The 26,876-nt window shown below is 41.5% G+C and carries 21 protein-coding genes; 9 read left to right on the top strand and 12 right to left on the bottom strand.

The genetic code is table 11. The features are described 5' to 3' along the window. The first annotated feature begins 92 nt into the window (after nucleotides 1-92). Nucleotides 93-1,013, top strand: a complete 921-nt coding sequence (locus RMX89_RS01300; RefSeq protein ID WP_322687642.1) for an alpha/beta hydrolase — start codon at nucleotides 93-95, stop codon at nucleotides 1,011-1,013. A gap of 14 nt (nucleotides 1,014-1,027) precedes the next feature. Here RMX89_RS01300 and RMX89_RS01295 read toward each other — a convergent pair whose 3' ends face one another. Further along, complete coding sequence (locus RMX89_RS01295) at nucleotides 1,028-2,227, bottom strand: FAD-dependent monooxygenase (protein ID WP_322687759.1); 1,200 nt, start codon at nucleotides 2,225-2,227, stop codon at nucleotides 1,028-1,030. Between the two features lie 54 nt (nucleotides 2,228-2,281). Next, a complete protein-coding gene (locus RMX89_RS01290; protein WP_322687641.1) occupies nucleotides 2,282-3,265 on the bottom strand; it encodes a GntR family transcriptional regulator in 984 nt (327 codons plus the stop codon). 285 nt (nucleotides 3,266-3,550) lie between these two features. On the opposite strand from RMX89_RS01290, the gene RMX89_RS01285 reads away from it, so the two are divergent. The 3 genes from RMX89_RS01285 to RMX89_RS01275 all read left to right on the top strand — a co-directional run bounded on the left by RMX89_RS01285 (nucleotide 3,551) and on the right by RMX89_RS01275 (nucleotide 6,970). Further along, nucleotides 3,551-4,291 (top strand): dienelactone hydrolase family protein, encoded by a 741-nt coding sequence (locus tag RMX89_RS01285; RefSeq protein ID WP_322687640.1) that lies wholly within the window; start codon nucleotides 3,551-3,553, stop codon nucleotides 4,289-4,291. A gap of 127 nt (nucleotides 4,292-4,418) precedes the next feature. Then, on the top strand, nucleotides 4,419-5,321 hold the full coding sequence (locus RMX89_RS01280) for a S1 RNA-binding domain-containing protein (protein WP_322684873.1): 903 nt from the start codon (nucleotides 4,419-4,421) through the stop codon (nucleotides 5,319-5,321). Between the two features lie 560 nt (nucleotides 5,322-5,881). After that, nucleotides 5,882-6,970, top strand: coding sequence for a fatty acid desaturase family protein (locus RMX89_RS01275; RefSeq protein WP_322687639.1), 1,089 nt, complete (start codon nucleotides 5,882-5,884; stop codon nucleotides 6,968-6,970). Between the two features lie 619 nt (nucleotides 6,971-7,589). Here RMX89_RS01275 and RMX89_RS01270 read toward each other — a convergent pair. Further along, nucleotides 7,590-7,778, bottom strand: a complete 189-nt coding sequence (locus RMX89_RS01270) for a hypothetical protein (RefSeq protein WP_322668337.1) — start codon at nucleotides 7,776-7,778, stop codon at nucleotides 7,590-7,592. 128 nt (nucleotides 7,779-7,906) lie between these two features. On the opposite strand from RMX89_RS01270, the gene RMX89_RS01265 reads away from it, so the two are divergent. The 3 genes from RMX89_RS01265 (at nucleotide 7,907) to RMX89_RS01255 (ending at nucleotide 10,880) form a co-directional block, all read left to right on the top strand. Then, a complete protein-coding gene (locus RMX89_RS01265; RefSeq protein ID WP_322669668.1) occupies nucleotides 7,907-8,284 on the top strand; it encodes a hypothetical protein in 378 nt (125 codons plus the stop codon). A gap of 148 nt (nucleotides 8,285-8,432) precedes the next feature. Continuing rightward, the gene (locus RMX89_RS01260; RefSeq protein ID WP_322669667.1) at nucleotides 8,433-9,308 is read left to right on the top strand and encodes an SDR family oxidoreductase; all 876 of its coding nucleotides are present in this window, start codon (nucleotides 8,433-8,435) and stop codon (nucleotides 9,306-9,308) included. Nucleotides 9,309-9,371: 63 nt separating this feature from the next. Beyond that, nucleotides 9,372-10,880, top strand: a complete 1,509-nt coding sequence (locus tag RMX89_RS01255; protein ID WP_322684876.1) for an HlyD family efflux transporter periplasmic adaptor subunit — start codon at nucleotides 9,372-9,374, stop codon at nucleotides 10,878-10,880. 273 nt (nucleotides 10,881-11,153) lie between these two features. On the opposite strand, the gene RMX89_RS01250 is transcribed toward RMX89_RS01255, so the two are convergent. The 4 genes from RMX89_RS01250 to RMX89_RS01235 all read right to left on the bottom strand — a co-directional run bounded on the left by RMX89_RS01250 (nucleotide 11,154) and on the right by RMX89_RS01235 (nucleotide 17,776). After that, nucleotides 11,154-12,788, bottom strand: coding sequence for a S8 family peptidase (locus RMX89_RS01250; protein WP_322687638.1), 1,635 nt, complete (start codon nucleotides 12,786-12,788; stop codon nucleotides 11,154-11,156). A gap of 444 nt (nucleotides 12,789-13,232) precedes the next feature. Next, on the bottom strand, nucleotides 13,233-15,935 hold the full coding sequence (locus RMX89_RS01245) for a type I secretion system permease/ATPase (RefSeq protein WP_322669664.1): 2,703 nt from the start codon (nucleotides 15,933-15,935) through the stop codon (nucleotides 13,233-13,235). Then, nucleotides 15,884-16,666 carry a peptidylprolyl isomerase gene (locus tag RMX89_RS01240; protein ID WP_099102542.1) on the bottom strand — a complete coding sequence of 261 codons (783 nt, stop codon included), beginning with the start codon at nucleotides 16,664-16,666 and terminating at the stop codon, nucleotides 15,884-15,886. Before RMX89_RS01240 ends, RMX89_RS01245 begins: the two co-directional genes overlap by 52 nt. A 288-nt stretch (nucleotides 16,667-16,954) precedes the next feature. Next, entirely contained in the window at nucleotides 16,955-17,776 is an 822-nt protein-coding gene (locus tag RMX89_RS01235) for a TIGR00297 family protein (RefSeq protein ID WP_322669663.1), read from the bottom strand. 402 nt (nucleotides 17,777-18,178) lie between these two features. Here RMX89_RS01235 and RMX89_RS01230 point away from each other — a divergent pair, with 402 nt between their 5' ends. Then, nucleotides 18,179-18,610, top strand: coding sequence for a VOC family protein (locus RMX89_RS01230; protein ID WP_322687637.1), 432 nt, complete (start codon nucleotides 18,179-18,181; stop codon nucleotides 18,608-18,610). Nucleotides 18,611-18,666: 56 nt separating this feature from the next. Here the strand turns inward: RMX89_RS01230 and RMX89_RS01225 are convergent, their stop codons facing one another. Then, entirely contained in the window at nucleotides 18,667-19,302 is a 636-nt protein-coding gene (locus RMX89_RS01225; protein WP_322669661.1) for a triacylglycerol lipase, read from the bottom strand. A 510-nt stretch (nucleotides 19,303-19,812) separates the two neighbouring features. On the opposite strand from RMX89_RS01225, the gene RMX89_RS01220 reads away from it, so the two are divergent. Next, nucleotides 19,813-20,376 (top strand): hypothetical protein, encoded by a 564-nt coding sequence (locus RMX89_RS01220; RefSeq protein WP_322687636.1) that lies wholly within the window; start codon nucleotides 19,813-19,815, stop codon nucleotides 20,374-20,376. A gap of 34 nt (nucleotides 20,377-20,410) precedes the next feature. Here RMX89_RS01220 and RMX89_RS01215 read toward each other — a convergent pair whose 3' ends face one another. The 4 genes from RMX89_RS01215 to sir all read right to left on the bottom strand — a co-directional run bounded on the left by RMX89_RS01215 (nucleotide 20,411) and on the right by sir (nucleotide 26,702). Further along, nucleotides 20,411-22,729 carry a VIT domain-containing protein gene (locus tag RMX89_RS01215; RefSeq protein WP_322687635.1) on the bottom strand — a complete coding sequence of 773 codons (2,319 nt, stop codon included), beginning with the start codon at nucleotides 22,727-22,729 and terminating at the stop codon, nucleotides 20,411-20,413. Nucleotides 22,730-22,815: 86 nt separating this feature from the next. Next, nucleotides 22,816-23,880, bottom strand: a complete 1,065-nt coding sequence (locus RMX89_RS01210) for a tetratricopeptide repeat protein (RefSeq protein WP_322687634.1) — start codon at nucleotides 23,878-23,880, stop codon at nucleotides 22,816-22,818. Nucleotides 23,881-23,948: 68 nt separating this feature from the next. Continuing rightward, a complete protein-coding gene (locus RMX89_RS01205; protein ID WP_322687758.1) occupies nucleotides 23,949-24,698 on the bottom strand; it encodes a 16S rRNA (uracil(1498)-N(3))-methyltransferase in 750 nt (249 codons plus the stop codon). Nucleotides 24,699-24,785: 87 nt separating this feature from the next. After that, nucleotides 24,786-26,702 (bottom strand): sulfite reductase, ferredoxin dependent, encoded by a 1,917-nt coding sequence (sir, locus tag RMX89_RS01200; protein WP_322687633.1) that lies wholly within the window; start codon nucleotides 26,700-26,702, stop codon nucleotides 24,786-24,788. Between the last annotated feature and the right edge of the window lie 174 nt (nucleotides 26,703-26,876).

The following is a 26,876-nucleotide window of genomic DNA, read 5'->3' as shown; positions in this document are numbered from 1 at the left end:
ATTAGTGATTGGTCATTAGTCATTGGTCAAAAAATAAGGAATAATAACCATATACCAGGGACTAATGACAACTGACAAAGGACAAATGACTAATGCCTTATATTAATGTTCGTGGCGTTGAGCATTACTACGAATGGGTGAAAAAACCATCCGGTTCTTTGGTAAAACCAGTGATGGTTTTCATTCACGGTTGGGCTGGTTCGGCTAGATATTGGCAAAATACTGCTGATGCTTTATCAGAGCAATTTGATTGTTTACTCTACGATATGCGGGGATTTGGCCGTTCTGGTGGGAAGCCAACCATAGCCGAAGCAAGTGAAGCTGTTGCCGAATCGGAATCCCCCCAGGAAGAATCAGAGGCAATTAAAGAGTTAACCTATGAATTAGAGGAATACGCTGATGATTTGGCAGCTTTGTTAGATGGGTTGCATCTCCAGCGTGTTTATATCAATGCTCACTCGATGGGCGCTTCTGTTGCCACTTTATTTTTTAACCGCTATCCCGAACGAGTAGAACGAGGAATTTTAACTTGTAGCGGCATTTTTGAGTACGACGAAAAATCTTTTAGTGCTTTTCATAAATTTGGTGGTTATGTAGTAAAATTCCGTCCCAAGTGGTTAAGCAAAATTCCATTTGTTGACCGGATGTTTATGGCCAGATTTCTACATAGTTCCATACCACATTCTGAGCGGCAAGCTTTTTTGGAAGATTTTCTCGAAGCAGATTACGATGCGGCTTTAGGAACAATTTTTACTTCAGTCAGTAAAGCTCAATCTGAAGTGATGCCGGAAGAGTTTGCCAAGCTAACAGTGCCGACTCTGCTTGTGGCGGGGGAGTATGACAAAATTATTCCAGCCGAGATGGGGCGTCAAGCCGCTGCATTGAATGACAAAGTTAAATTTGTGATGATTCGTAACACAGCGCATTTCCCAATGTTGGAAGATGCGCCAACTTATATGCAACAGGTACAAGAGTTTTTGCAAATTAACACGGCAAAACCACAAGTCGGATAACTGATGGCGGTTTTTTAGACAGTTAAATGTACCTGTGTGATACCTTGACGCATTTTGTATTGTCGCTTTAACCAAGACTTTTTAATTATTTTACGGAGCAAGGGAGCAAGTTGAATCAACAGCGATCGCAGCAGTGCATTTTTTCGCAGTAGTTCGCCTTGTTTAGCTTCTTCTAACTGGAGTTGCTGGGCGCGGATAATTTCTGGCTGACGTTCTGCTTGGATGTGCAATAGTGCCATGTCAATATCCTGGTGTCCAGCTTCTTTTTGCAAAAGTGGCACAAGATGATTAGCAGCGACAATCACATCACGGAATGCGAGATTAATTCCTTGGGCACGGACGGGAGACATTGGGTGTGCAGCGTCACCTAGAAGTAATACCCCTGGTGCGTGCCATTGTGGACAATAACCAACCACAACAGAGAGCCTAATGGGGGATTCGATGGTGCCTGCATGATTACGGAAATGCTCTGCTAGCCATGAGGGGGATAGTGAGGCAAAAATATCTGCCCAGTTGGCTTGTTTGGAGTCAGTATTTTCGGTTGCTGACATCACCCAAGCCAGATGTAGTTTTCCTGATTCTGCTCCGTGAAAGATGGTAAATACGCGATCGCCATTTACAATAGTACGAAATACATTATCGGCTGCAAACTCAGGGCTGGCGGCAAGTTTAAACCAGAGAATATCAATATTTTTGGGTTGGCGTACCAATTCCAAACCTATACGTTGTCGCACAAGAGAATTTCGACCATCTGCCCCAATCACTAAGTCAGCAGTAAATTCTCTCCCATCGCTCAGTACTACACCTGCGACACGTTGGTTACTCCACAGCAAATCTTTGACTGGAACACCCTGGATAAATTCAAACCCATCATTGGTTTGAGCTTCCGAAATCAGTGCTTTTAGTAACGGTGGTTGTGAAACCAGTGTACAGGGTCGGGTTGCTCCCATTGGTTCCTCAACTCGAAACAACTGCTTGTCCCCGATAATGAATTCCCACGCGTCGAGTCGCCGATGGGGAATATCCTCTAACAACGCCAATAGACCCATTTGCTCTAGAGCATCTAAGCCACTGGGCATTAATCCTTCGCCGCGAAATACCCGATGAAAGTCTTTTGCTGCTTCAATTAACGTTACAGCAATACCACGTTTTACAAGAAGCAGGGCAAGGGTTACACCTGTTGGGCCTGCGCCCACAATTACAATCTGCACTATCCTATCCCTCCTGTATCAGTTGCTCTCAAAGATGTTGGTAGAATTATCTTGAGATTAACTTAAACCCAGTTCTCTTTTTAGTAAATTAATCGAGTTAGCGCCGATATAATTTTCAACCTTAATCAGCTTTGGTGGACGAATAATATCTTCATCAGAGGCTTGCACGGCTGCTTGTACTGCCGCAAAACTAGCTTGGTCGCTGATGATGACCTCAGCCCGTTTAACCATTGCTTGAAGTTTGTAAGCATCTTTTGGCTGCGAAGTCATCACCAATAGTTCATCGCCCCGCAAACCGTGGAGGATGACTTCTGCGGCTCGTGCAATCCCGGAACTAAGGCTAACTATGCCAACACAGTTTTCTTTTGGTAGAGTTTTTAATAGGTTGAGTTCTTTGCTGTAGTCGTAGATATCGAGAGGAATTACCCGTGCAGCTTTTGGAGCTGCGATCGCTTCTACATTACTGATAAAATATCGACTTGTGACTACTGTCGCCGAGGTAGTTTTATCTAACACAGCTGTTAATTCTTCCATTGCTACCAACTGGACTGGAATTTTTAGCGATCGCTCTAATTCATACACCATCAACTCACCAGCACCCATATCATAAGATGGAACTGCAACCAGTACCCGCGCACTACAACGCAAGCGCCAGTCAATTTCCGCTAAAAATAGCTCTCTAGCTTGGTTCAGCGTACATCCTTGAGAGAGCAGTTCGTCAAGTGCTTGCTGAACAACTTGATATGCATCAGGATTTTGTTTGAGAATTGGTGATTGCAGCCTACTACCGCCCTCATGACCTTGGGCGCGAACATAAATACCCGAACCAGCCATACTTTCAACAAATCCGTCTTCCTCTAGTTGACGGTAAACCTTACTTATGGTATTGCGATGTAATCCCGTTTGCATTGCCAGCGCCCGTGTGCTTGGTAATTTGTAGGCTGGGGGATATTGTCGAGAAGCGATCGCAAATCGGATTTGATTAAACAGCTGGGTTGATGCGGGAATTTCGCTGTCTGGCTGAATACGGAATTGAATCATCACCAAACCTCCTGAATACTAAGTGCTGAGTGCTGAGTCTTGAGTGCTGAGGTTTGAGTCTTAGGTGTTGCTTTCCTACTCAGCACTTTTAACTCAGCATCCCCGGATAACTAGTTGATTTATTACATACAAGATTAGTTATTTACATATAAATTTTTTCTAAACTCAATTTCTAATGCTCTCACTACTGGGAACTGATAATTTAATTAGAAAAAAGCTGGGCATACTGGCATAGTTATATCAAATAAACACACGGTTAATCACACAGCACTAGTAAAAATTATTATGACAGAGCAAGCAACAATTACCACAACGGTTAATCTTTTGCAAGATAATATTCAAGTGTCTGCTTATCTAGCAGAACCAAAAGAACCTGGCTCTTACCCAGGAGTTGTAGTATTACAAGAGATTTTTGGTATCAACGCTCACATTCGGGAAGTTACAGAACGGATTGCCCAACTTGGGTATGTAGCGATCGCACCGGCACTTTTTCAACGGATTGCTCCTGGCTTTGAAACCGGATACACACCCGAAGATATTGAAACGGGCAGAAGCTACGCCATGCAAACCAAAGCTTCAGAGTTGTTGAGCGATATTCAACTAGCGATTGACTACCTCAAAAATTTGCCCCACGTGAAAAAAGATGGTTTTGGCTGTATTGGCTTCTGCTTTGGCGGTCATGTCGCATATCTTGCAGCCACCTTGCCAGATATTAAAGCTACGGCTTCCTTCTACGGTGCTGGAATTACCACTCGCACGCCGGGAGGCGGCGCTCCTACTGTCACCCGCACCAGAGAAATTTCAGGCACTCTCTATGCCTTCTTTGGTAAAGAAGATGCTAGCATTCCAGCCGAACAAGTAGATGAGATTGAAGCAGAGTTAGAAAAATATAAAATTCTTCATCATGTGTTTCGCTACGATGGAGCTGATCACGGATTTTTCTGTAACCACCGTGCCAGTTATAATCCTAAAGCTGCGGCCGATGCTTGGGAGCAAGTAAAACAACTCTTTGGTCAACTAAACTGAAGCATACGCAGCCAAGTTCGTCATTGGTCATTGGTCATTGGTGAATACAAAGGACAAATGACAAATGACAAATGACAATTTAAACTTCAGTTGCACCATATCAAATAAAAACTAATCTTCAAAAGTCATGAATTCCGAATCGAAACTTTCTCAAACAGCCAATTCGCCCTTTACAATGGACGATTTTGCCAAAGCACTAGAAAAACACGACTACCAATTTCAAAAGGGACAGCTTGTAAATGGCAAAGTGTTCCAACTCGATCATGATGGAGCTTATGTTGATATTGGTGGCAAGTCGTCAGCTTTTCTGCCACGCGATGAGGCTTCTTTGAGAGCAGTTACCGATTTATCGGAAGTGCTGCCATTGCAAGAGGAAATGCAATTTTTGATTATCCGAGATCAGGATGCAGAAGGGCAAGTCACCCTTTCTCGAAAGCAGTTGGAAATTCAGCACATCTGGGAACGACTGGCCGAAATGCAGGAAAATGCTCAGACTGTGCAAGTACGAGTTATGGGTGTGAATAAAGGTGGTGTAACCGTTGATATTCTTTCTTTGCGGGGATTTATCCCGCGATCGCACTTGGCAGAGCGTGATAATTTAGATGCACTCAAAGGTCAAAATCTGACCGTGGGCTTTTTGGAAATTAATAAAAACACCAACAAACTCATTCTTTCCCAGCGTTTAGCAACTCGTTCTAGCAACTTCAGCTTATTAGAACTAGGTCAACTGGTGGAAGGTAAAGTTACTGGCATCAAACCTTTTGGTGTATTTGTCGATTTAAGTGGGATGAGCGCCCTACTTCATATCAAGCAAGTAAGCCAGAAATTTATTGATTCTTTAGAAAAAGTATTTCAAGTTGGTCAGCCAATTAAAGCTGTAATTATTGACTTGGATGAAGGTAAAGGCCGGGTTGCTCTTTCTACCAGAGTTTTGGAAAACTTCCCTGGCGAAGTGCTAGAAAATTTCGATGAGGTGATGGCTTCAGCTGAGGCGCGTGCTAATAGAGCTAATAACAAAGCGTCTGAATAGTTTTGAGATGGGCTGCTTGCACAAAGTATAAATAGTGCAATTGCACCTACCGTATATGGGATTAATGGGTGAATACTGCCCAAAAATTAATCAAAAATTCAAATTGTGGGTTATTTTATTACTCCCCCTGCATCTATAAAGATGTGGGGGGATTGAAATTGGGAAAACTTTTAACAAACTTACGTTTTTTTAGTACTTTTTCAAGCTAATATATAGGGTTTTTAGTAAGCATTTTATTGATGAAAAAATAAAGACTAAAGCTATTACTAAAAAAACATTACCTATTAAGATAAACTTGACATCCTAATAGCCTATAGCTAGTAATATGGTTAAAACAATAATTTTAGTTAGCTTTAGATAACTTTCACTTTTAACCACATAAATTCTTCTGAGTAAAACGTGTAGGCAATGCCAAAATTATGCAAGAGGTCTACCGCAGAAATATTGTGTGTTAGGATTTAAATACTTACCTACTTGTGAATTTAATTATTCCAGTTGAAAAACGCTACGATTTACCGCAAAACTTTACCCAGTGAAATTATCTAACTGAAAAATTATTTATGAATGTTACTACAGATCGGACACTTATTCACCAGAAAATATATGCGAAAGAATTACGTTCTCTGATACCACCTGAAGCATTTATTTCCGATCCAAGTAAGTTAATTATCTTGTTCATTAATCTGGCAATTTTGATATTAGGCTGGATGATAGCAGCTCGGCTAGATTGTTGGTCGCCACATCTTTTATGGCTTTATCTACCTTTAAGCATCATTATGGGCAATAGCGTTCTTGTCTTACTATTGAGTTCTCACGAGATGATGCATGGTAGCGTAATTAAAAACGCCCGGTTAACTTATATCATTAGCTTTCTAGGGCTAACAATTGGGTGGATGCCACCAACGTTGTGGAAAGCAGTTCATAATCGAGTACATCATAATCACACTAATGATTTAGGCGACCCAGATCGTAATTACTTGTATGAACAATCTTCAACCTGGGGAAAATGGATTCAGAACTTATTTGTGCCTTCTACTGAAGTCAATCCTATATGGTTCATAGTGGGAATGACTTCTGCTTGGGGAGTACATACTTTTCGCAATGTGACATCTGTGCTATTTTTCAATCATGAATCCGTCGATTATGTTCCTGCTGCATTTACAGTCAGTCCGAAAGATCGTCGAGCGATCGCAGGGGAATTATTGATGATGATCGTGATTCATCTGAGTATCCTCATCTATCTTCAACTTGACCCCATAAAGCTCATACTTGGTTATTTTTTACCGATTGCAATTGGTTATGCCGGAGTAATTTTTTATATTTATACAAATCATTTACTTTGTCCCATGACTAGTGTGAACGATCCACTAATTAATAGTATGTCTCTCCGGGTTTACAAAATATTTGACTTGTTACATTTCAATTTTTCTCATCACACTGAGCATCATATTTTTCCAGGAATGAACTCGGACTATTATGTGATGGTTAGGGATTTGTTAGAAACTCAATATTCTGAAAAGTTTAATTTATTGGATGCTGGAGAAGCTTGGCATTTGCTGCTGAAAACTCCCCGGCATTATAGAGATGAAAATACTCTTACAGATTGGTCAGGAGAAAAGTCTGTCCCCTGCCCTACAAGCGACAATTAAAAAGCTGACTTTTCATGCTATCTAGAAAATCTCTCTCCTTTCAGGAGAGAGACTTTGAATTTTCCACCTTAATCCCCTCTTTACAAGGGGGAAAACTGGAAAATCTAGTTCCCTCCCCAATACATACGGGGAGGGTTAGGGTGGGGTAAAAAACGTTGATACACCAATTATGACTTTTCAAACATCCTCTTAACAGCTTTTGGCTATGGGCGGGCAAGATGCCCACTCCACAAGAAGTAGTTGAGTATTTTTTATTTGGGAGTCCCTAAAGTCAAATTTAATAAGCAAAATGACATTTGACTTACTCAAAAGCTGTGTTTGCTTACTCAAAAGCTGCTTTTACTTTCTAATTTCGGTGTTTTCCGCAAGTAAAATGAGCTTTTACTTTCTCAAACCCCAGTTTGCTTTCTCATTTTGGTGTTTTCCGCAAGCAAAATCAGCTTTTACTTTCTCAAACTCCAGTTTGTTTTCTCATTTTGGTGTTTTCCGCAAGCAAAATGAGCTTTTACTTTCTCAAATCCTAGTTTGTTTTCTCATTTTGGTGTTTTCCGCAAACAATCAAGCATATTGCTGACTTATTCCAGTAATTCACACATTCGTGACAACTATCTCTTTGAAATTACTTCTGTTTATCTTTATCTAATGCTTCCTGGATTGCACGACGGCAAAATTCTGGAGGATCATCCTTTGTAGATAGTTCTTCCTTCATAGTCTTGGTAATGCGTAGGTTAATCCTTTCTGTTAATGATTCTTCTCTATTTGATTTAATTGGTTGTAAATTTTGTGGATTCCCTTTAGGATTAGGCATTATTGAGAAATATAAATAAGGCTTGATTTACTTGGTGCCAAAACAATAGATTGTTTTTTGGTGGTTGCGACAACTTGCCGGAAGTACAACCACCAATATCCAATTTCAAAAATGGACACTACTATTTTATGTTCACGCGTTCCGAACTTGAAATCAAGACTATTAAAGAATTACGCGACTTGTGTCGGAGATACGGCATCAAACCAACTGGGAATGCAGGATACAAAACCTCATACATCGTAACTCTGATGGCATTTCCACTTTTAGCACTGCAACAAATGAAGCAAGGTAAAGGGTTAAAATTCCCTAACTTTAACGCTATCCAGGTAATCAGTTCTGCTATAGATGAGATGAATTCACCCACAGATGAGCAAGCAGCACTAATTCGGATAACTTTAGAGGGCAGGAAAATGAGCTATCCTGACCGATACGACCAGGAAAACCTGCTAAATTTGCACAAGGCTAAGATGTCGCTTGAACAAGCTATTGACTTGTTGAGCCAGTAAAACTAATCCTATTATTCTATCCCCTGCATCTACAAGGATGTGGGGGATCATTTTTAGAGTATTAAAATAAATAAGGTGTGACTATATATCGAGATATCGAGAATTTTGACAATTATAAACGCTGTAACTATTCAATTTAGGTATTTGTATGTTTCTGGTAACTGGAGCAACGGGAGGCATTGGTCGCAGAGTTGTGCGACTTCTACGACAACGAGAACAGTCTGTGCGGGCATTTGTCCGCCTTACCTCGCGCTATAGCGAGTTAGAACATCGGGGTGCAGAAATCTTCATTGGTGACTTGCTAGAGGAAAAAGATATCCAGAAAGCTAGTCAGGGTGTGCGGTATATTATCAGCGCCCACGGTTCTGATAGCGATGCCCTATCTTTAGATTACCGTGCCAATATTGAACTCATCGACCAAGCGAAAGCCAATGGCGTAGAGCATTTTGTCTTCATTTCTGTACTGGGAGCGGATCGCGGTTATGAAGATGCTCCTGTTTTTAAAGCTAAACGAGCAGTAGAGCGATATTTGGCAGCTAGTGGCTTAAATTACACTATTTTGCGCCCAGCTGGATTAGCATCTAACTTGCTGCCACTAGTAGAACGATTTCGGGAAACGGGATTATATCTGCTGGTTGGCGATCGCAAAAACCGTACCTCAATTGTCAGTACTGATGATTTGGCAAGGATAGTAGTGGATTCTGTGACAGTTGAAGGCGCTCGCAACCAGATTTTACCCGTTGGAGGGCCAGAGATTTTATTACGAGAAGATATTCCCCGGATTTTTGGTCGGATTTTTGCCAAAGAACCAGTAATAATTAACTCACCCCTATTTCTGATTGATGGGTTACAGAGTGCATTAGGTTTATTTAATCCCCAAACCCAAAAAGCTTTGGGAACTTTTCGTACATTGCTAGCAAATGAATTTTTCTGTACAAAAGATGAAATTGCCAATTTAGAGACGATTTTTAACTTCCAATTAGAGACATTAGACAGTTTTTTGCGGCGCTATTTAGCAGTTTGAATAGTCATTAGTCATTAGTCATTGGTCATTCGTGAATAATCAAGGACAAATGACAAATGACAAATGATAAATGACAAAGGACAAAAATATATGGTAAATGCTGCTCAAGCACGTCAAACAAAAGAGCGATTCGCTAAACCGGAGGAACAACTTACTTATGAATTAGGGAAGGCCGTACAGGAATTGCCACCCCTGTACACTAGATTATTAGCGGGAACGATGAGTGCCATTGTATTTGGAGCGATCGCTTGGGCGTACTTCTCGCAAATAGATGAAGTCGCAACAGCACCGGGGGAATTAATTGCTTCTACACAGGTAAGACCGGTGACATCTTTGGGTGGAGGGTCAATTGTCGCTGTTAAAGTACAAGAAGGCGATCGCGTTACTAAAGGTCAAGTTTTGGTTCAAAAAGATCCAGACTTGCAAGTAACCGATGTTTCCCGCCTAGCTAAATCTACCAGATTGATTCAAGACGATTTACAACGTTTGGATGCAGAACGCACCGGAGCTAAAACTACTGGGACGAAACTGCAAGATGAACTTTTAAGTTCCCGCCTGCAAGACTACCAAGCGCGTCAAGCAGCAGCAGAAGCAGAAGCAAATCGTCAAATAGCACTCATCGATCAAGCTAAAGTCCGCTTGAGCAGGTTGCAAGATAACTTAGTTAATGCTAAAAGCAGCTTTGCGAATGCTCAAACCAACCTTGTGAATGCAGATAGCATCCGAATTAAAATTGAAAGTAATTTAGCCCTTGCTCAAGAAAGGGAAAAAAGCCTACGCACTCTAATTACTCCTGGCGCTGTGCCTCGTGTCGATTACCTTGATGCCCAAGAAAGATTAACTCGTGCAAAGACAGAAATCACTAGATCGCAAGATGAAGTGATCAACGCTCAAAATAGAATCACAGAGGCTCAAGATAAAGTCACATCATTAGAAAAAGATATTGCTGCTCAAGTCCAGGAAATTCGCCAAGCACAACAAGCTTACAACGCTGCACGCAGTCAGGCGCAGCGTGTAGCATCAGAACGCCAAAGCGAAATTTTGACGCAATATAATAAGCGTAAAGAAGAACTGACAACTGTACAAGGTCAATTAGAGCAGGCGAGGAAGCAACAAGCTTTAGAAACGATTGAGGCTCCCGTAGCCGGTACAATTTATAAAGTCAAAGCCACCAAGGGGCCAGTACAATCGGGTGAAGAATTGCTGTCAATTTTGCCGGAAGGCGAAGAAATGCTTCTAGAGGTGAAAGTTCTCAACCGTGATATTGGGTTTATTCGTCAAGGAATGAAGGCAAAAGTGAAAATGGCGACTTTTCCCTTCCAAGAATTTGGCATTGTGGATGGCGAAGTTATGCAAGTCAGTCCAAATGCAATTGCTGATAAAGAATTGGGTTTAGTTTTTCCGACGAGAATTAAGCTAAATAAACACGCGGTAAATGTTCGAGGTCAAGAAGTAGAATTTACACCAGGGATGGCTGCTACAGGTGAAATTGTCACTCGGAAAAAGTCAATTTTGACATTCATTACTGAGCCTGTGACACGGCGATTCAGCGAGGCATTTTCTGTTAGGTAGGAAAGTCTGTTAGATTAGCTACAAGTAAGGGTTTAGCATTGTTCATTGGTGTCAACTTAAGCTGAAACTCCTTTAAAACCTCGTTTCCAGCCTCTGGCTGGAAATGCACTTCAATTGGGCTGCTGCCGCCAGCAAGAGAGGCGGAGCCTCTAGGACGGCATTCCCAGTCGGAGACTGGGAACGAGACACGGGCAGTATTGAACTTAACTGCAAATTGCTATAATTTTCAAGCTATACCCAAAAATTTTATTTTCTATACCGATCTATTTGTTTTTACATTCCCTCTAGTAGTTTGACAAAATCTGGATTATTCTCATCCTGATTGCTATTCACATTGATGCTACCCAGAATCTTCTCATAGCTTTGAAATTGCGACCATAATTCTGGATTTGTTGATATGTTATTACCTTCGGCTGATATCAGATATTTTGTGGTTTCTGTAATTGCTTGACCAATTACAGGGTTAAAATCAGAATTATTCCAACTATTGATATTTTCTGGTGTTAGATATCTTGTAGTTTCTGTAATTCCCTGACCGATTAGAGAACCAAAATTGGAATTATTAAAACTATTGATATTTTCTGGGGTTAGATATCTTGTGGTTTCTGTAATTCCCTGACCAATTAGAGAGCCAAAATTGTAACTATTAAAACTAGAGCTTGTAGTTTGTGTACTATTTCCTGCGGTTTCTGCAATCACCTGACTCGCTAGAGAACTGACATTAGAAATTTTAAAACTAGAGCTTGTAGTTTGCGTACTATTTTCTGCGGTTTCTGTGACAATCTGACGTACTTGGGCATCTGTCAAGTTAGAGTTAGCACTAAGCATCAGGGCAACGATACCAGCAACGTGGGGAGCAGCCATAGATGTGCCGCTATAAGTTGCATATTGATTATTCGGAACTGATGAATAAACCTTGACTCCTGGAGCTGTGACGTAAGCGATTGGATTTGTTCCAGAGCGGTTAGAGAAGTCAGCCAAATTATTATTCTTATCTACTGCCCCAACGGCAATTCCCGACTTGGATGCATAGCGGGCGGGATAGTCTGGTGATGAGTCACCATCATTACCTGCTGCCATGACGACAATCACTCCTTTACTGCTGGCGTAGTTAATGGCTGACTCTAAAGTGCGATTGGAAGATCCGCCTCCTAAACTCAGGTTAATCACATTAGCTCCATTATCTACAGCGTAGCGAATACCTTTAGATATGGAACTATAGGAACCAGAGCCAGAGCTATCTAAAGCTTTGACAGGCATAATCTTGGCATCGTAGGCAATACCAGTGACACCGTAGTTATTATTTTCTCCTGCGATCGTGCCGGAAACATGAGTACCATGACCGTTGTCATCTAGGGTGTTGTTATTTTGATCGGCAAAGTTCCAGCCGTAAGTATCATCAACATAGCCATTTCCATCATCATCTATACCGTTACCTGCAATTTCCTTGCTATTCGTCCAGATATTATTTTTTAAATCTTCGTGGTTGTAGTCAACTCCAGTATCTACAACAGCGACAACAACGCCTTTACCTGTATATCCATGTGCCCAAACTTCCGGTGCTTTAACTAGGTCTGCTCCCCAATTATTGCCACCGAGATCGGGAACATCAGCAAAGGTATTTTGACCAATAGCTCTAGCCACTGCTGCTGCTCCATTAATCAAGCCATAACCATTAGTGGAGTTATAATTTTGAGTGTTAAAAGCATTATTAGTAGGGTTATTGCTATTTTTAGATTCATCCTTATTTCGCAACTGCACATCAGCATCGGCTGAGTTATAGCTACTACATCTGCTGAAGTTGAGGCTGTATCCATCTTTTGTATTAAAGCTATCTAATGAGGAGATTGAAGTGGTATTTAGCTGTTTATTTGACAATATATTGTTATTAACATCATCAATGTGCATAAATTTTTTCTCAAAGATAGCAACCGTTTTTTGACAGTTTGAAGCTTTGAAACCTTGACAATCAAAAGATTTCAATGTGTGAATAAACTTCATTCTCAATAATTACTATGGAATCTAATAACAAAATGCTAATTTTATTACCAAAAAAAATTATGATAATTACGGTTTTTATTAAGAGTAACTTTGTCGAGTAAATCTTAAATATTTGAGGTGTATTAATGGAGACTAAAGTAAAAATGATAATAGGATGCTATAACTCCTTTTGTTACTCTTAAAACTGCTGCGATCGCTAGCTATAAAAGTTATTTACACCACACAGACTGGAGCATCAACAAAATAAAAATAACGAATGGAGTTATGCTCCATTCGCCAAAGGCTATGCTTAAGCCGCTTTGCAAAGGTTTCTTTTTTATGTAGCTACAAGCTTTGAGTTAGTTAAATCTATTAAATGTTTGCTTGCTGTCGCTGATATAATGACCAATACAAACCCTTTTGTTGCAACAACTGTGAGTGAGTACCACGTTCGGCAATCACGCCTTGCTCTAATACCAAAATCAAATCAGCACGTTTAAGGGGAGCAAAGCGGTGAGCAATCAGAAACACGGTACGGTTGGCGGAAATTTTTTGCAGGTTTTGCAGTACTTGTTGTTCAGTTTCACTATCCAAGGCACTAGTAGCTTCATCCAAAACTAGAATCGGCGCTTGGGAAAGAAATAGCCTTGCTAGGGCAATGCGTTGTCTCTGTCCGCCAGATAAAGCTGTACCGCGTTCGCCAACATTGGTTTCGTAACCGTAAGGTAATTGACTAATGAAGTCGTGTGCCACGGCTAATCTTGCCGCTTCTACTACTTGCTCTGCGGTAATGTCAGGACTACCGAGAGTGATATTTTCCAAAATAGAACCATTGAATAAAAAGTCTTCTTGGAGAACTACACTAACTTGTTGCCGCAGTGAGGCTAAATCGGCACTTTTTATATCAAAACCATCAATCAGGATGCGTCCTGATTCAATTTGATAGAGGCGTTGTAATAGTTTAGACAGAGTACTTTTCCCAGAACCGCTACGTCCGACAATGCCAACAAACTGCCCTGGTTCGGCACTGAAAGAGATTCCCCGCAGAATTGCTTCAAAGTTCGGGCGGTAGCGGAAAAATACTTGCTCGAAGGTGATTTGTCCTTTCAGGGGTGGCAAAACTAAGCCAGTTCCCAGTTCAGCTTCTGGGGAGACGTTGAGAATATCACCAATGCGATCTACAGAAAGTAGCACTTGTTGAAGGTTTTGCCACAACTGTACTAAGCGCAAAAGCGGGCCTGTGACTCTACCAGACAACATTTGAAATGCAACAAGCTGTCCAATTGTGAGCTTTTGTTCGATGACTAACTTGGCTCCATACCAGAGAATCAGCATGGTGGACAAATTAGTGAGAAAGTCACCAATGTTGCTGCTGATATTGGAGGTGGTAGAGGCTTTAAAACCTGTGCGAATGAAGCGGGCAAATAAGCCTTCCCAGCGATCGCGGGCTACTGGTTCGGCTGCATGGGCTTTAACGGAGTGAATTCCCGTCACTGTCTCTACTAGAAACGATTGACTATCGGCACTCCGGTTAAAGGTTTCGTTGAGCCAGTTACGCAGAATTGGTGTTGCAACTATCGTCAATGTGGCAAATAGCGGCAGTACTGCTAAGGCCACAAAGGTGAGTGGAATATTATAGTAAAACATCAATGCCAGGTACACCACAGCAAAGATGCTATCTAGAATTACAGTTAATGCTGTACCTGTGAGAAACTGACGAATTTGTTCGAGTTCCTGGACTCTTGCTACTGTGTCTCCGACGCGTCGCGACTCAAAATAAGCTAATGGCAGACGCATCAGATGGCGAAATAGCTGCGCTGATAAACTCAAATCCAGACGGCGAGCTGTATGGGTAAAGATGAATAGGCGCAGAATACCCAGTACGGATTCAAATATGGCTACGCATAAAAGTGCGATCGCCATCACATCGAGAGTCGGCAAACTCCCCTGCACCATCACTTTATCAATGACGACTTGGGTAATTAGCGGTGTTGTTAACCCCAAAAGCTGCAAGGTAAAAGATGCTAACAATACTTCCGTGAGCAATCCTTTATACTTCCAAACTGCTGGGGTAAACCAACTGAGGTTAAATTTTTCTTGCTGGGATATGAGTTCTACTTGCCACAATTGTCCATCCCAAGACGCCTCAACTATAGATTGCGGCAAGCTTTCACAAGTCCGTTCAGGATTTAGGGGGTTAGCGATAATTAAGCGATCGCCCTTAACTCCATAAGCCACCACCCAGGATGGACTCTGGGGTGAGTCAGAATTCCACAGCAATAAAGCTGGAAATGACAACTGTCGCAACTCACTCCAACTCACTTGTAACCGCCGCAACACTAACCCTAACTTTTCTGCTGCTTCCACAACCTGTTTTGGGCGTTGTCCTCTAAGTTGACGCTGCACCCATTCCAGTTGCACAGAATTTTCTAACTGTTGCGCCACCATTGTTAAACAGGCAGCAGCGGTATTCCAACTGGCAACAAACGGATAAATTGCAGCGATCAGATTGGCGGCTGGGAGTCCTTTTTGTGGTTGGAGGCTGTGGGGGCTGGAAGTCCCGTCTGAGGCTGAAGTTACTGAAGGAGTGCTAGAGAAGGAAAATGTTTCCCTTTGTCCCTCCATCTCTACTGGTAACGCTTGCCAAAATTCCTGAATTTGTGGATGAGAAAATTCTGCCCACAGCGCAGTATCCCAATAAACTACTATCACTTCTTTACTAGCAGCTACAGCTTTAAAATCCGCAGACAGCTTTTGGAAGTCGCCAAACCAATCCCCTGCATCTAGGGCGGCTATTGGTTTACCAATGCCTTCTTCTCGCAAGCGGACTTTCCCAGCCACAATTAAGAATTGATAACCGCGAACATCGTTTGACCAGATTTTTTCTCCAAGACGATACTGGCGGGTTTGGCACTCATTTTCCAATCGGGATTGTTGTTCGGGAGTCAGCCAGGATAGCGGTGGCTGATTCCAAGGCAAAGAAGCTAGCACTTTTAATCGTAAAGATTCATTATCCAGAGTTTTTAACTCACTTGTAACTTGACTGTCAGTTTTTGAATTTTCTCTGCTAGCCATTTTTCAAACAACTCATTTTGTAGTGCTTGCTGTAGTTGAGTATCTTCTAAAGACGCTGGTAGAAATTGTTCTACTCGAAACAAACCATAAGGCCCTTCTCCTTGGGGAGAGTCTTTGCCAACGATTTCTATTGGGCCTATCAATTGTCCAGGACTGGCCACATCAATAGCTGCCCGCAATATATCCGGCATACTACCTCGGCTGACGATTCCCATCATGCCATTCACAATTCGGTCATCTGAAAGGGAATACTCTTTAGCTAGTTGCTCAAAACTACCTCCTTCTTCTATTTGGGTTTGGAGTTCGTCTGCCAATTCTCGATTGTCAACAACAATCCGGGAAAGTACTACCCGATCCAAAAAAATCTTGCGTTCAATAAAATATTCTGGGAGTTTTGTTTGTGTCACTACAGCTTTCAGCTTTTCTAACTTGTAACCAAAAGCAACCGATGTGTGAAAAGTAGCGTAATCCGTATTATTTGTCTTTAACCATTCTTGAAAACTTTGGGGGTCAGTGAGTTGATTTTTTAGTCTAAAGTCAATTATTGACTGTTCAGTTATTGCAGTGCCAATTTCAATATCATCTCGTGTTCGGATTTCTTCCTCAATTACGTACTGCCGGAGAATATCTCCAATGAACTGTCCCAATTTTCCAGACGCTTGCAGGTACTTTACTGCTTGCTCTATAGAAATTATTTGGTCATTAATTGTCAAAAATGATAAAGATTCCATGAACTAATTATGTGAAAATGGTTAATCACTTATAGTACTTTTTTATTAAATCATATAGAAATAATCTGGTTATTGATGGATAAATATGATAAAGATTCCGTGAACTAATTACATCTAAATGGTCAAAAAATTATATAGCTAGTAAATAAAATAATTTGCCACGATCACTTTTACAGTCTAACGGGGACAAAACAGGATTGAAAATATCATTGATAGCGTAGTAGTAACGGCAGATTAGTTATTTTCTAGCAATGCCCCACTTAAATAGAGTAATTATTTCTTTCCAGTCTAGTTAATGAAACTTATCCATGTCCAAGCAAGTAGTACAGATGCGATCGCACCGATTAATGTATTAAAAATATTTACTACTTCATTGGTCAGCCAGGTATACTTAGATTGCAGTGTTGCACCAATCACACTTTCTAGGTTGGTGGCAATAAATGCTGCCAGCACACACCAAGCGACTCCCAATAGATCGATTAAACCAACTCCCCAACCCACAAATGCGATCGCTACAGAAGCCACAATCCCAGCTAAAGTTCCCTCCAAGCTTACTGCTCCTTCTGTGCCACGAGGTACTGGTTGGAGTGTGGTAATCAAAAAGGTGCTTTTACCATAAGCTTTACCAACTTCACTAGCAGTGGTATCAGCCAGCTTGGTACTGAAACTCGCTACATAGGCTAGCAATAATAGGGACTGGAGACTTGTACTGAGCGAAGCCGAAGTATTGGGGATTAGCGACTGGGGATTAGATACGAAGAATCCCGAATTTATTATTCCTACTCCCAAAGCACACAGCGCCCCAGTCAAAGCCGAACCCCAGACATTTTCTGGGCCTCTTGCCCCAGAACGCTTTTCGGCAATTCCTTCTGCCTCCTTCTGCGCCATCCCGATGCGGGTAACGCCAGAACCAACCAAAAAATAGAACATTACTACTGCATATCCTTGCCAGCCTAATGTTACCCAAATTAAGATGGCCAAAAACCAGGCGTGGAATAATCCAGCAGGGGTAAGTAGCTTTTTGGGAGCAATCCAAGCTAAACCCAATAAAATTGTGTTTAATACTACTGCTACTAACCAGGGATTTACAGAATCTATTGAGGATAACATCAGCAATTAATCATGAGTAATTTTGTCTGAATATCAACAGAATAACGAATTTGTGATGCTTAATGCTTTATTTTTGAACCCTCTTTAAGTAAAGTAATATGTTTGTATTATTAACTAAATTGCGTAGGCATCGCTCTGAAAGCTGAGTGTCAAACCATCAATGGTGTCTTAGATATATGCTGCAATGATTAAACAAAATGCAAAACTTCTTTTGAGTTAGGTAAACTCTTCTCTGTAGCCGCAGAGTACAGTGGCGGAAGTATTACTCAGTCCCCAATCTTAGTAATAAGGATAAAGAATATAAGTTAATGTCAATAAAAACTGTGTCCAAGTTAACCACAATCAAAACTTAATAGCATAAATTGTAGATAGCATAAATTACTAGTATTTTTCACATAAGCTATGAGCCAAACTTTATTCCATTTAGCTTTCCCTGTAACTGACATTGCCCAAACAAAAGCATATTATGTAGATGGTTTGGGCTGCATTCCTGGTCGTGAAAACCACCATGCCCTGATACTCAATCTCTACGGTCATCAATTAGTGGCTCATGTCACAAAAGAACTTTTGACACCGCAACAAACTATATATCCCAGACATTTTGGGCTAATTTTTACCCAAGAAGGTGACTGGCAAGACTTACTACAAAGGGCACAACGACAACAGCTACTTTTTCGTGAAGAAACCAAAAATCGCTTTATCGGTTCTCCTCTTGAGCATCGCACTTTCTTTTTAGAAGATCCCTTTTATAATCTCATGGAGTTCAAGTATTATCGTCATCCAGAGGCAATTTTTGGGAGTTACGAACATACGCAAATTGGCGATAGGACTTAAAAAATTAAAAATTAAAAATTAAAAATTAAGTAATGCAAGTCTATCAAGCATCCTGGTTACTGACTGGATTTTTTATTCAGCAAGGGTAACTTAATAGGCTTTGCTAAAGCTGCTGTGACTACTGCTAAACTCCTGGGGTCTGTTACCATCCAACGGTGTAGAGCAACTGGTACTATTACTTCGCTTCCTACGGAGATTTGTGAACTATTCGCTGGGACAATCATTAAATCATAAGGTGTCCAGATAGATGTAAAATCTAGCTGCCCCAACATTACAACATCTGAATTTAAATCCTTGAGAAAAATGCTGTCAGGGCGCATTTGTAGGCAACCAAGACGCCAAGAACCATAAGCAACCACAGTTCCATGATGGGGCGAAGAGATCGTGATAAACCGCTGCACGCGGTTAATTCCTCCCAATCTCTGAACATAGTAACGGCTGACAATTCCTCCCATGCTGAAGCCTACTAAATCTAGGCGTTGTTCTGGTGCAAAGGTAGCTGTAACATAATCGGCTACCTGCTTTGCCAATTCATCAAGACCCACATTACCATTATTGGGAACGAGATCCAGGCTATATACAGACCAACCCCGTTGTATGAGGTATGCCCTCATTTTATGGAAAACTGCCTCTGTATCGACAATGCCGTGTATTAACAAAACGGGATTGCGTTGTTGATTTTCAATGTTCATTTACAAAATCTAACTGAATTAAAGGGTGTATTTCACTTTTGTAGACACATCCTGCTCTACAAACTGAAGCTATTGCTTTTCGGATTCGATATTGTTGCAAACAAAACTGAAATGCTTCCAAAGAGAATTTGTATAAAGTTTTACAAATTAATCCGTTCGTCTGCCAATAGGCTATGACACTCTTCTTACTGGGTGAGAGCAAACTGCTTATTTAACTTCAATTGGGTATTTAACAAACAAAGAAATGTTAATTATTGTAAAGCTTGCTTTCAGAATCTTGCTCTTAGCTACAGTAAAATTTAATAATTAATTCTCGGTGTGTGCAGGTTGCAAATGCTTGCAATAGAACATTTGCCCTGTGGTTTTACTACAATGTTAATTAAGCACAAGCCTATAAGGGTTGTCACCAGAGCGAGGTGACACTAAGTAGATAATGTAACATTTTGTCGTAATTTTTAACAATTACGGTCGAGTTCAAAATATAAAAGGTAAAAGGCAGGAGTAATTGTAATGGATTTTATCAAAAAGTTAATTTCGGGTATTCAGGGTTTTCTTGGCGGTATTCTGGGTTTCATTACTGGATTGTTACCAGGGAAGAAGAAAAGCAACGGCTACTTCTTAGAATTGGACGAAGCCAAAGATGCTGCCAAAGATGCTGCTAAAGAGGTAGCATCGAACGCAAAGAAAGTAGCAGAGACAGTTACATCGACAGTTGCATCGAATGCTAAGAAAGTAGCAGAGACGATTACATCAGAAGCACCAACTCCATCTAAACCAGATTCATTGAACGGAACAAAAACTGCTGCGGCTAAGACTAAGGCTAAGGAGAAATCAGCTAAAAATCCCAAACCAGCCGATGTTCAACTAGTCCAGACTGCTGAAGGTCTGAAAGTTGAACCGGGCAAAAAAGAAAAAGCCGCAGCCGCCAAAGTCCTCAAAGAGGAGCCAAAAGAAACTACCTTTGCACCAAAATATCTTGCTCCCTCGGCTACTAGTTCTAATGGTCGTCGTCGTCCAGGGGCGAATATGAGTGCTTATCTAGACATGGCACGTCAGATTAAAACACCTAAATAATTTATAGAGACCGTAAATTTACGGTCTTTATAGATTAAGCGTGAAGATGCAAGGTTAAGATAACTTTGCCAGTTGTAGATGGGGGAACTCTCCAAAGTAAGAGCGATCGCTTAATTTTATCCACTACAACTGGATCTTTTAGGGTGGAGGTTTCCTCATCCAAAACTACCCGTTCTACCCGACCTTTCTTGACGGTGAACTCAAAGACGATTTCACCACTGAAGCCGGAAGGAAAGTTTAGTTGCTGAAGGTGTCGGGTTAGATTAGTAATTTCTGTATTATCCAAGCCAGTTGCGCTGATGACCTCTAACTGATGGTTGATGGCTGCGTCTAATATTTCATCTTGTGCCATCTCCTCTAAATCAAAGTTCAAAGATATCTCGACTTCTTTGGCTACTGGGGATTGTGGCGATCGCTTTTGCCGAAGAAAATCTGGAGCTTCTGCTGAAGCTGGCGCTGATAAGGTTAAGAATTCCATTTGATCCGCAAAACCACCAGCCGGAGCATTGCCAAACACTCCTTTGTAACTAACTGCTTCAGGCATTTCCACTGGCATTTGCATAGATACATATTCGCTTCCTGGTTCAACCCGCACGTCATCACTGACGGCAACAAAAGCAGTGTATTGAGAAAGTAGTTGATAAGTTAAGGCTGTTTCTGTCACCGCTTCTACAACAGCTTTAGTTTCAAAGCTCACCATCTGATTCATCAAGTCTTTGATGCAAGCACGTCCCCATAACTGGGCTACAGCAAGATTTCCTGTTTCTTCAAATTTGAGGTGAAAAGTTTTTTCGTAGTCTTTACCGCCCGCAGCAACGCCGGAAATTTGCAGATTACCTCCGACTCTATCTTGCTTCCGACCAAACAACACTAATGGTTGTTCGCTGAATAAATCAGGCGCTATTGCTGGGTAAATAACAGGCGATTCTGTCTCACCCTGCCAAGAAATTTGAATATTCGTGAGTACAGGATTGTTAATTTGTCTGTAGAACTTTTCGGTAACTTCTTCTGTGGGTTCATCATGACGAATGATTTGGGATATTCCCCGGCCAATTTCGGCGATGCGATTTAGTAAGAAACGGTTGACTGAACTACCAGCACCAAAACTGTAAAGGCGATTTCCTGGTTGGAGGTGCTGTTGTACTTCTGCTAAAATCTCATTTTCGTTGCCGATATAGCCATCAGTTAAGAGTACAACACTGCGTAATCTTCCGACTGGTGTAGGGAAATTTATGGCTGTACGAATGCCACTGAGCATTTCTGTGCTGCCATCAGCTTGTAAATTGTTAATGTAAGCGATCGCTTTGGTACGATTTTCTGCTGTATTCGGTAGAGGTTTTTTTGATAACTGTCTGACTCTATTGGAAAAATCGATAATTGTGAAAGTATCGTTGGGATTTAACCCATTAATAAATCGCCGCATTAATTCCTGACACTTCCATAACGGATCGCCAGATTGTGAACCGGAAGTATCCACCAAAAATACAACATCTTTAGGGACAATTTGATCCGTGGAATATTCCAAAGCTGGAATCAGATATATGGCAAAATGTCCGCCGCGATCGTCGGCTTGGCTTAATACTGTGGATTGAGTTTCTTTACCAGAAACTTGATAACGGAGAATTAAATCTTTGTTGGGAATTGTATCTTCTTTGGCTAATTGAATCCGTACAATTTGACCTGAGTGTTCAATTTTTAATTGATGGGAAGGAGAACGCACTTCATAAATTGGTAAACCTGCATCAATTTCGACTGTGACATTAATATTGTGACGCGATCGCATTCCTTCTGGGACTACAGGTGGTGTAATGCGGGAAGCATCAGGAACTCGGTCTGTATCACCGCTACCATCTATCGGCGTTCCCGGAATATATCTTGGCCCCACCACCATCGGGAAAACAAATTCGTAGTTTCCCGCCTCAAATTTTAAACTTTCGGTGTAACGAATTGTAACATCAATTTGTTCGCCAGGTTTGATGTTAGCGAGAGATTGGGTAAAAATGTTGTCTCGTTCCTGTTCTAGTAGTCCGGCGGTGCGTCCTTCTTGTTTGGCTTGTTCATAGATTTGTTGTGCTTCTTCACGTTTTTTAATATTACCTTTGATGATGCGATCGCCTATTTTGATTTCCATGTCATCCACCGCCGCCTCATCAGGTAACGGAAAGATATAGACTGCTTCTAAAGGCTGCGTGAAGGTATTTTCAAAGCTTTGAATGACATCAACTCGTGACAAGTTACCTGCAATTTTTGCTAGAACCTCTGTATGCTTGAGTGGAAAAACTAGTTGCTCTCCTTGAGGCGATTGAACATACAAACCCCCTAGATGTTGTTTTTTAGCACTTACTATATTCATAGAACACTCCTATTTGATTTGTGAACTTACTTTTTAAAGTAGGCAATAAGTAACTTAATTACGAATTACGAATTACGAATTACGAATTATTTAACAAACACCAGTCCACTATACAAATGAAAAGCTGAATCCCAATTAGTCTGTTCTCGACGAAACAAATCGATGTGAGACTTGATATGACTCAACATTTCTGTTTGATCTAATGTTGTATCTGCAAAAGGCGTGAAATCTGACCAGATTTTGACTTGAGGTAGTTGCTGGTCAATCCAACTTGATAAACTATTCCAATTAATTCTGATTGTATTTTGGCTAGCTTGAGGAATGATTTCTAAACCTTGCTGGAATTCATAGCCATTATCATAAAGTCGGAGAATAGAACGCCTACCAGGTATGTGTAAATCACAAAACTGAGCATAGTCTTGTGTTTGGGTTTTCCATTCCAGTTTACGGCGAGCATCAACATCTACAACTTGTTCAAAAATGGGCAAAAGTCCTACTACTCTCGCTGTGACTTCTGACCAGTCAAAGGTGAGAGAACCAAGTTGATTGACTTCGTTTCGGCAAACAACAGTAGCTTGTGGGGTAGATGCTTGGAAATGTTTGACTTGATAAACTTGAATTTGCTGAATTTGCGCTATTGTTGCCCAAAAGCAAGGAATACCAGCCTGCTGTAGCTGTTTGCCATAAAATTTTAGTTCTCCTACTTGGCCAGTGCGGTACAATCTCCAGCCACGACTTGGGAGTATCAGCCGTGCAGTGTAGGGATCTAGCTGCATAATCTGAGCAAATTTTCGAGACACTTCTGTTTTCAATTCGTTACTGAGTGGCTCTAAGACTAGTACGCCAAGTTCGATGTTATTTGGTTCAGATTTTGCTTGGGAAATAGCTCTTTGTCTTTCTTCTAGCTCCATTTCTTGTAGCCGTCGCAAACCTTGGCGTGCGAGCGTTACTATTTTGGCGTTCCTTGTATCTCGCAGCAATTGCCGATAAATTTGTTCTGCATCTTGGCGCTTTTGGGATACTTCATGGAGCCGACCGAGATAATATTGTACCCAAGGATTTTCGGGTGATTCTTTTTGCAGCTGTTTGAGTAATTTAGCTGCTGTTTGATAATCTTTATGCTCAAAGGCGATCGCAACTTGCTCAATCATCACTTACTCTAAATACACGTTGGAGTGATGTCTCGCGCAAAAGTAATTTTGCGTGAGCTATAAATCATTTATACTTCACAACTTGCGGTAATCAAGGATAATGCTACTACTGGGGCTGTAACTGCTCTCAAAATGCGGCGACCAAGAGAAACAGGCTGAAATCCAGCTGACTTTGCATTCTCAATTTCTTCTGTTGTCCATCCTCCCTCTGGGCCAGTAGCAATAACAATTGTCATTTGTCCTGTGTCATTTGTCATTTGTCCTTTGTGATGTAAGCAATCTTTTAAATGGGGAAACTCACCACGCGCGACACAAATATATTGTTGGCTATTCGCCAATGACAAATGACTAATGACTGATGACAAACCCGTATTAAAAGCAACAGGCTCTAAAATTGTCGGCACGAATGAGCGCTCTGATTGTTCGGCGGCTTCGGCTGCAATGCGCCGCCAGCGTTCGAGCTTTTGAGGACTAGGATGAAGTAAAGTGCGATCGCTCAATACTGGTGCAATACAAGTTACTCCCAACTCTGTACAACACCGCACTACTTCATCAAATCCATTGCCTTTGGGCAACGCTACCATCAGGATAATTGATACAGGTAATTCTGTTTCCACCAAAAGCGCTTCTAAAACCCGTGCTTGTTCCCCTGCTAGCTGCGCTAACCACCATTTTCCTCTACCATCCATTGCAATAAAGCGATCGCCTTCACGCAAGCGCAACACACGCCCCAAATAATGCTGCTGTTCTTTGGTGAGTAAAATTTGCCCTTGTTGAAATTGGGAGGGTGCAATCGCAATTCTTTGCAGTTGAGACATGGGATTTTGGAATTTCAAGAATATCAAATCAAAGATGGACACAGATAAATCCATCTGTGTCCATCATGGTTTAATTATTTATTCGGCTTACGAAAGATTCTGGAAGTAAACCTCTAGCGCTTCAGTAACTAACTGAGTCATCGGCTTACCTTGACTTTCTGCTACTTCTTTCAACTTGCCATAAACCTCTTCTTTCAAATTGACCCGATGACGCGATTTGTTTGCACCATTAGCTGTTTGCGGTTCGTAGCTAGCAGCAAATTCGCGGATGGCATCAAAACCAACGCGATCGCAAAAATCACCAAACTTTTCTTTCGATTTGCGAGATTTCTTAAAGTAGACAAAAATCGGCTCTAAGAAGGTTTCCAAGTCATTATGGTGCAGCTTTTCTATGTAAGGTTGCGCCAGTCGAGTTTGATTTGCCGAACCCCCTAACCATAATTGGTAAGATTCTGGGGCGCTACCGACAAAGCCCAATTCTGCTAAGTAGGGACGAGCGCAACCGTTGGGGCATCCAGTCATCCTTACCACAAAATGCTCTTTTTGTAAACCAACTTTATCCAAAAGGGCGCGAACTCTTTCCAAAATACCCGGTATTGCTCGTTCTGATTCCGTGATTGCCAAGCCGCAAGTGGGCAAAGCCGGACAAGCCATTGCATACCGTACTAAAGGTTCGATTTTACTGGGGTCGTCTACGACACCGTGACGGCTGAGAATGTCTTGAATAGCTTGCTTGCTATCTGGTTCGATATCGTAAAAAATTAGGTTGTGGTTGGCACTCAGGCGGATGTGTAAGTTGAACTGCTCGACAATTTCCCGCAAAGCGGTTTTCAGTTGAAACGAACCTTCATCTTTGATTCGACCATTGTCAATGGAAATTCCTAAGAATAGCTTGCCATCACCTTGTTCATTCCAGCCGAGGAAGTCGTAATATTTAAACTCTGGCAGTGGTTTGAAGGCTTCAATTGATTTACCGAAATATTCTTCAACTTGAGTGCGGAATTTTTCTAAGCCCCAATCGTTGATTAAATATTTTAATCTGGCATGACGACGGTCGGTGCGATCGCCATAATCTCTCTGGGTAGCAACAATCGCTTTTACTATGTCGTAAACGTCATCCTTCGCCACATAACCGATGGGGTCTGCTAACCTAGCGAAAGTTTCTTCTTTACCGTGGGTTCTACCTAAACCACCACCAGCAAAAATATTAAATCCTTCTAATTGCTTCTTTTTATTGGTAATCACTACCAACGTCAGGTCTTGAGAATACAAATCAATCGAATTATCCCCTGGCACTGTCACGCAAATTTTAAACTTGCGAGGCATATAGTACGTGCCATAAATCGGTTCTTCGTTATCATGAATAATTGTGCCATTGCCATTGCGCTGTCGGGCTGCCTTCACCTCTGGGTCTTCTTCAGCACTAATTGCTTTTTCGCCATCTAACCAAATTTCGTAATAAGCGCCTGTCTGTGCTGTCAGCAAGTCAGCAATATTCTGGGCATAGTCCCAAGCATACTGATACTCTGGGCGATTCTTAAATGGGGCTGGTGGTGCCATCACGTTGCGGTTAATATCGCCGCAAGCTCCCAAAGTCGAACCCAGGTTCTTGACAATCGTGGCAATTGCTGATTTAAGATTCTTCTTTAAAATTCCGTGCAGTTGGAAACCTTGACGCGTAGTTGCTCGTAACGTGTGGTTGCCATACTCATCAGCTATTTTATCTAAAGCCAGATACAGCTGCGGCGGTACTAAACCACCCGGATTTTTTGTCCGCAGCATAAACTGGTAATCTTTTTCCTGTCCCTTGGTGCGGTTGTCGCGGTTATCCTGCTGGTAAGAACCGTGATACTTCAAAAGCTGTACCGCATTTTCAGTAAAATGGGTAGTATCTTGAAGGATTTCAGTTGCTACAGGTTCACGCAAAAAATTACTATTTTCCTTGATCCCTTCTACTTTGGAAGGCTTACGGCTAGCGATGGGGGAAGGAGCAGATTTAACCATTAGACTTGTATAGTATTCTCAATAAAGCATTAGTAGACGCCGAATCAGCACCCTTCGGCTAGTTTATCCCCGGTAATCCGGCCGGAATAATGAGGAATATTTTAATTTTATCACGGCAAAAGCTGGCTTTGTCAGTGATGTAATACTTAACAAAACCAGCTTTTTGGAGTAGTG

The organism is Nostoc sp. DedSLP04, assembly GCF_034530775.1.
Taxonomy (GTDB): Bacteria; Cyanobacteriota; Cyanobacteriia; order Cyanobacteriales; family Nostocaceae; genus Nostoc.
Note: the sequence above shows the minus strand (reverse complement) of the source record. Positions and strands in the feature narration are given on the sequence as shown.

Coding starts and splice junctions, on each gene's coding strand:
- RMX89_RS01265 (WP_322669668.1), top strand. CDS start 7,907: ATGTTCACGCGTTCCGAACTTGAAATCAAGACTATTAAAGAATTACGC.
- sir (WP_322687633.1), bottom strand. CDS start 26,702: ATGGTTAAATCTGCTCCTTCCCCCATCGCTAGCCGTAAGCCTTCCAAA.
- RMX89_RS01230 (WP_322687637.1), top strand. CDS start 18,179: ATGAGCCAAACTTTATTCCATTTAGCTTTCCCTGTAACTGACATTGCC.
- RMX89_RS01220 (WP_322687636.1), top strand. CDS start 19,813: ATGGATTTTATCAAAAAGTTAATTTCGGGTATTCAGGGTTTTCTTGGC.
- RMX89_RS01285 (WP_322687640.1), top strand. CDS start 3,551: ATGACAGAGCAAGCAACAATTACCACAACGGTTAATCTTTTGCAAGAT.
- RMX89_RS01270 (WP_322668337.1), bottom strand. CDS start 7,778: ATGCCTAATCCTAAAGGGAATCCACAAAATTTACAACCAATTAAATCA.
- RMX89_RS01290 (WP_322687641.1), bottom strand. CDS start 3,265: ATGATTCAATTCCGTATTCAGCCAGACAGCGAAATTCCCGCATCAACC.
- RMX89_RS01205 (WP_322687758.1), bottom strand. CDS start 24,698: ATGTCTCAACTGCAAAGAATTGCGATTGCACCCTCCCAATTTCAACAA.
- RMX89_RS01245 (WP_322669664.1), bottom strand. CDS start 15,935: ATGGCTAGCAGAGAAAATTCAAAAACTGACAGTCAAGTTACAAGTGAG.
- RMX89_RS01300 (WP_322687642.1), top strand. CDS start 93: ATGCCTTATATTAATGTTCGTGGCGTTGAGCATTACTACGAATGGGTG.
- RMX89_RS01240 (WP_099102542.1), bottom strand. CDS start 16,666: ATGGAATCTTTATCATTTTTGACAATTAATGACCAAATAATTTCTATA.
- RMX89_RS01275 (WP_322687639.1), top strand. CDS start 5,882: ATGAATGTTACTACAGATCGGACACTTATTCACCAGAAAATATATGCG.
- RMX89_RS01250 (WP_322687638.1), bottom strand. CDS start 12,788: ATGCACATTGATGATGTTAATAACAATATATTGTCAAATAAACAGCTA.
- RMX89_RS01215 (WP_322687635.1), bottom strand. CDS start 22,729: ATGAATATAGTAAGTGCTAAAAAACAACATCTAGGGGGTTTGTATGTT.
- RMX89_RS01210 (WP_322687634.1), bottom strand. CDS start 23,880: ATGATTGAGCAAGTTGCGATCGCCTTTGAGCATAAAGATTATCAAACA.
- RMX89_RS01235 (WP_322669663.1), bottom strand. CDS start 17,776: ATGTTATCCTCAATAGATTCTGTAAATCCCTGGTTAGTAGCAGTAGTA.
- RMX89_RS01225 (WP_322669661.1), bottom strand. CDS start 19,302: ATGAACATTGAAAATCAACAACGCAATCCCGTTTTGTTAATACACGGC.
- RMX89_RS01280 (WP_322684873.1), top strand. CDS start 4,419: ATGAATTCCGAATCGAAACTTTCTCAAACAGCCAATTCGCCCTTTACA.
- RMX89_RS01255 (WP_322684876.1), top strand. CDS start 9,372: ATGATAAATGACAAAGGACAAAAATATATGGTAAATGCTGCTCAAGCA.
- RMX89_RS01260 (WP_322669667.1), top strand. CDS start 8,433: ATGTTTCTGGTAACTGGAGCAACGGGAGGCATTGGTCGCAGAGTTGTG.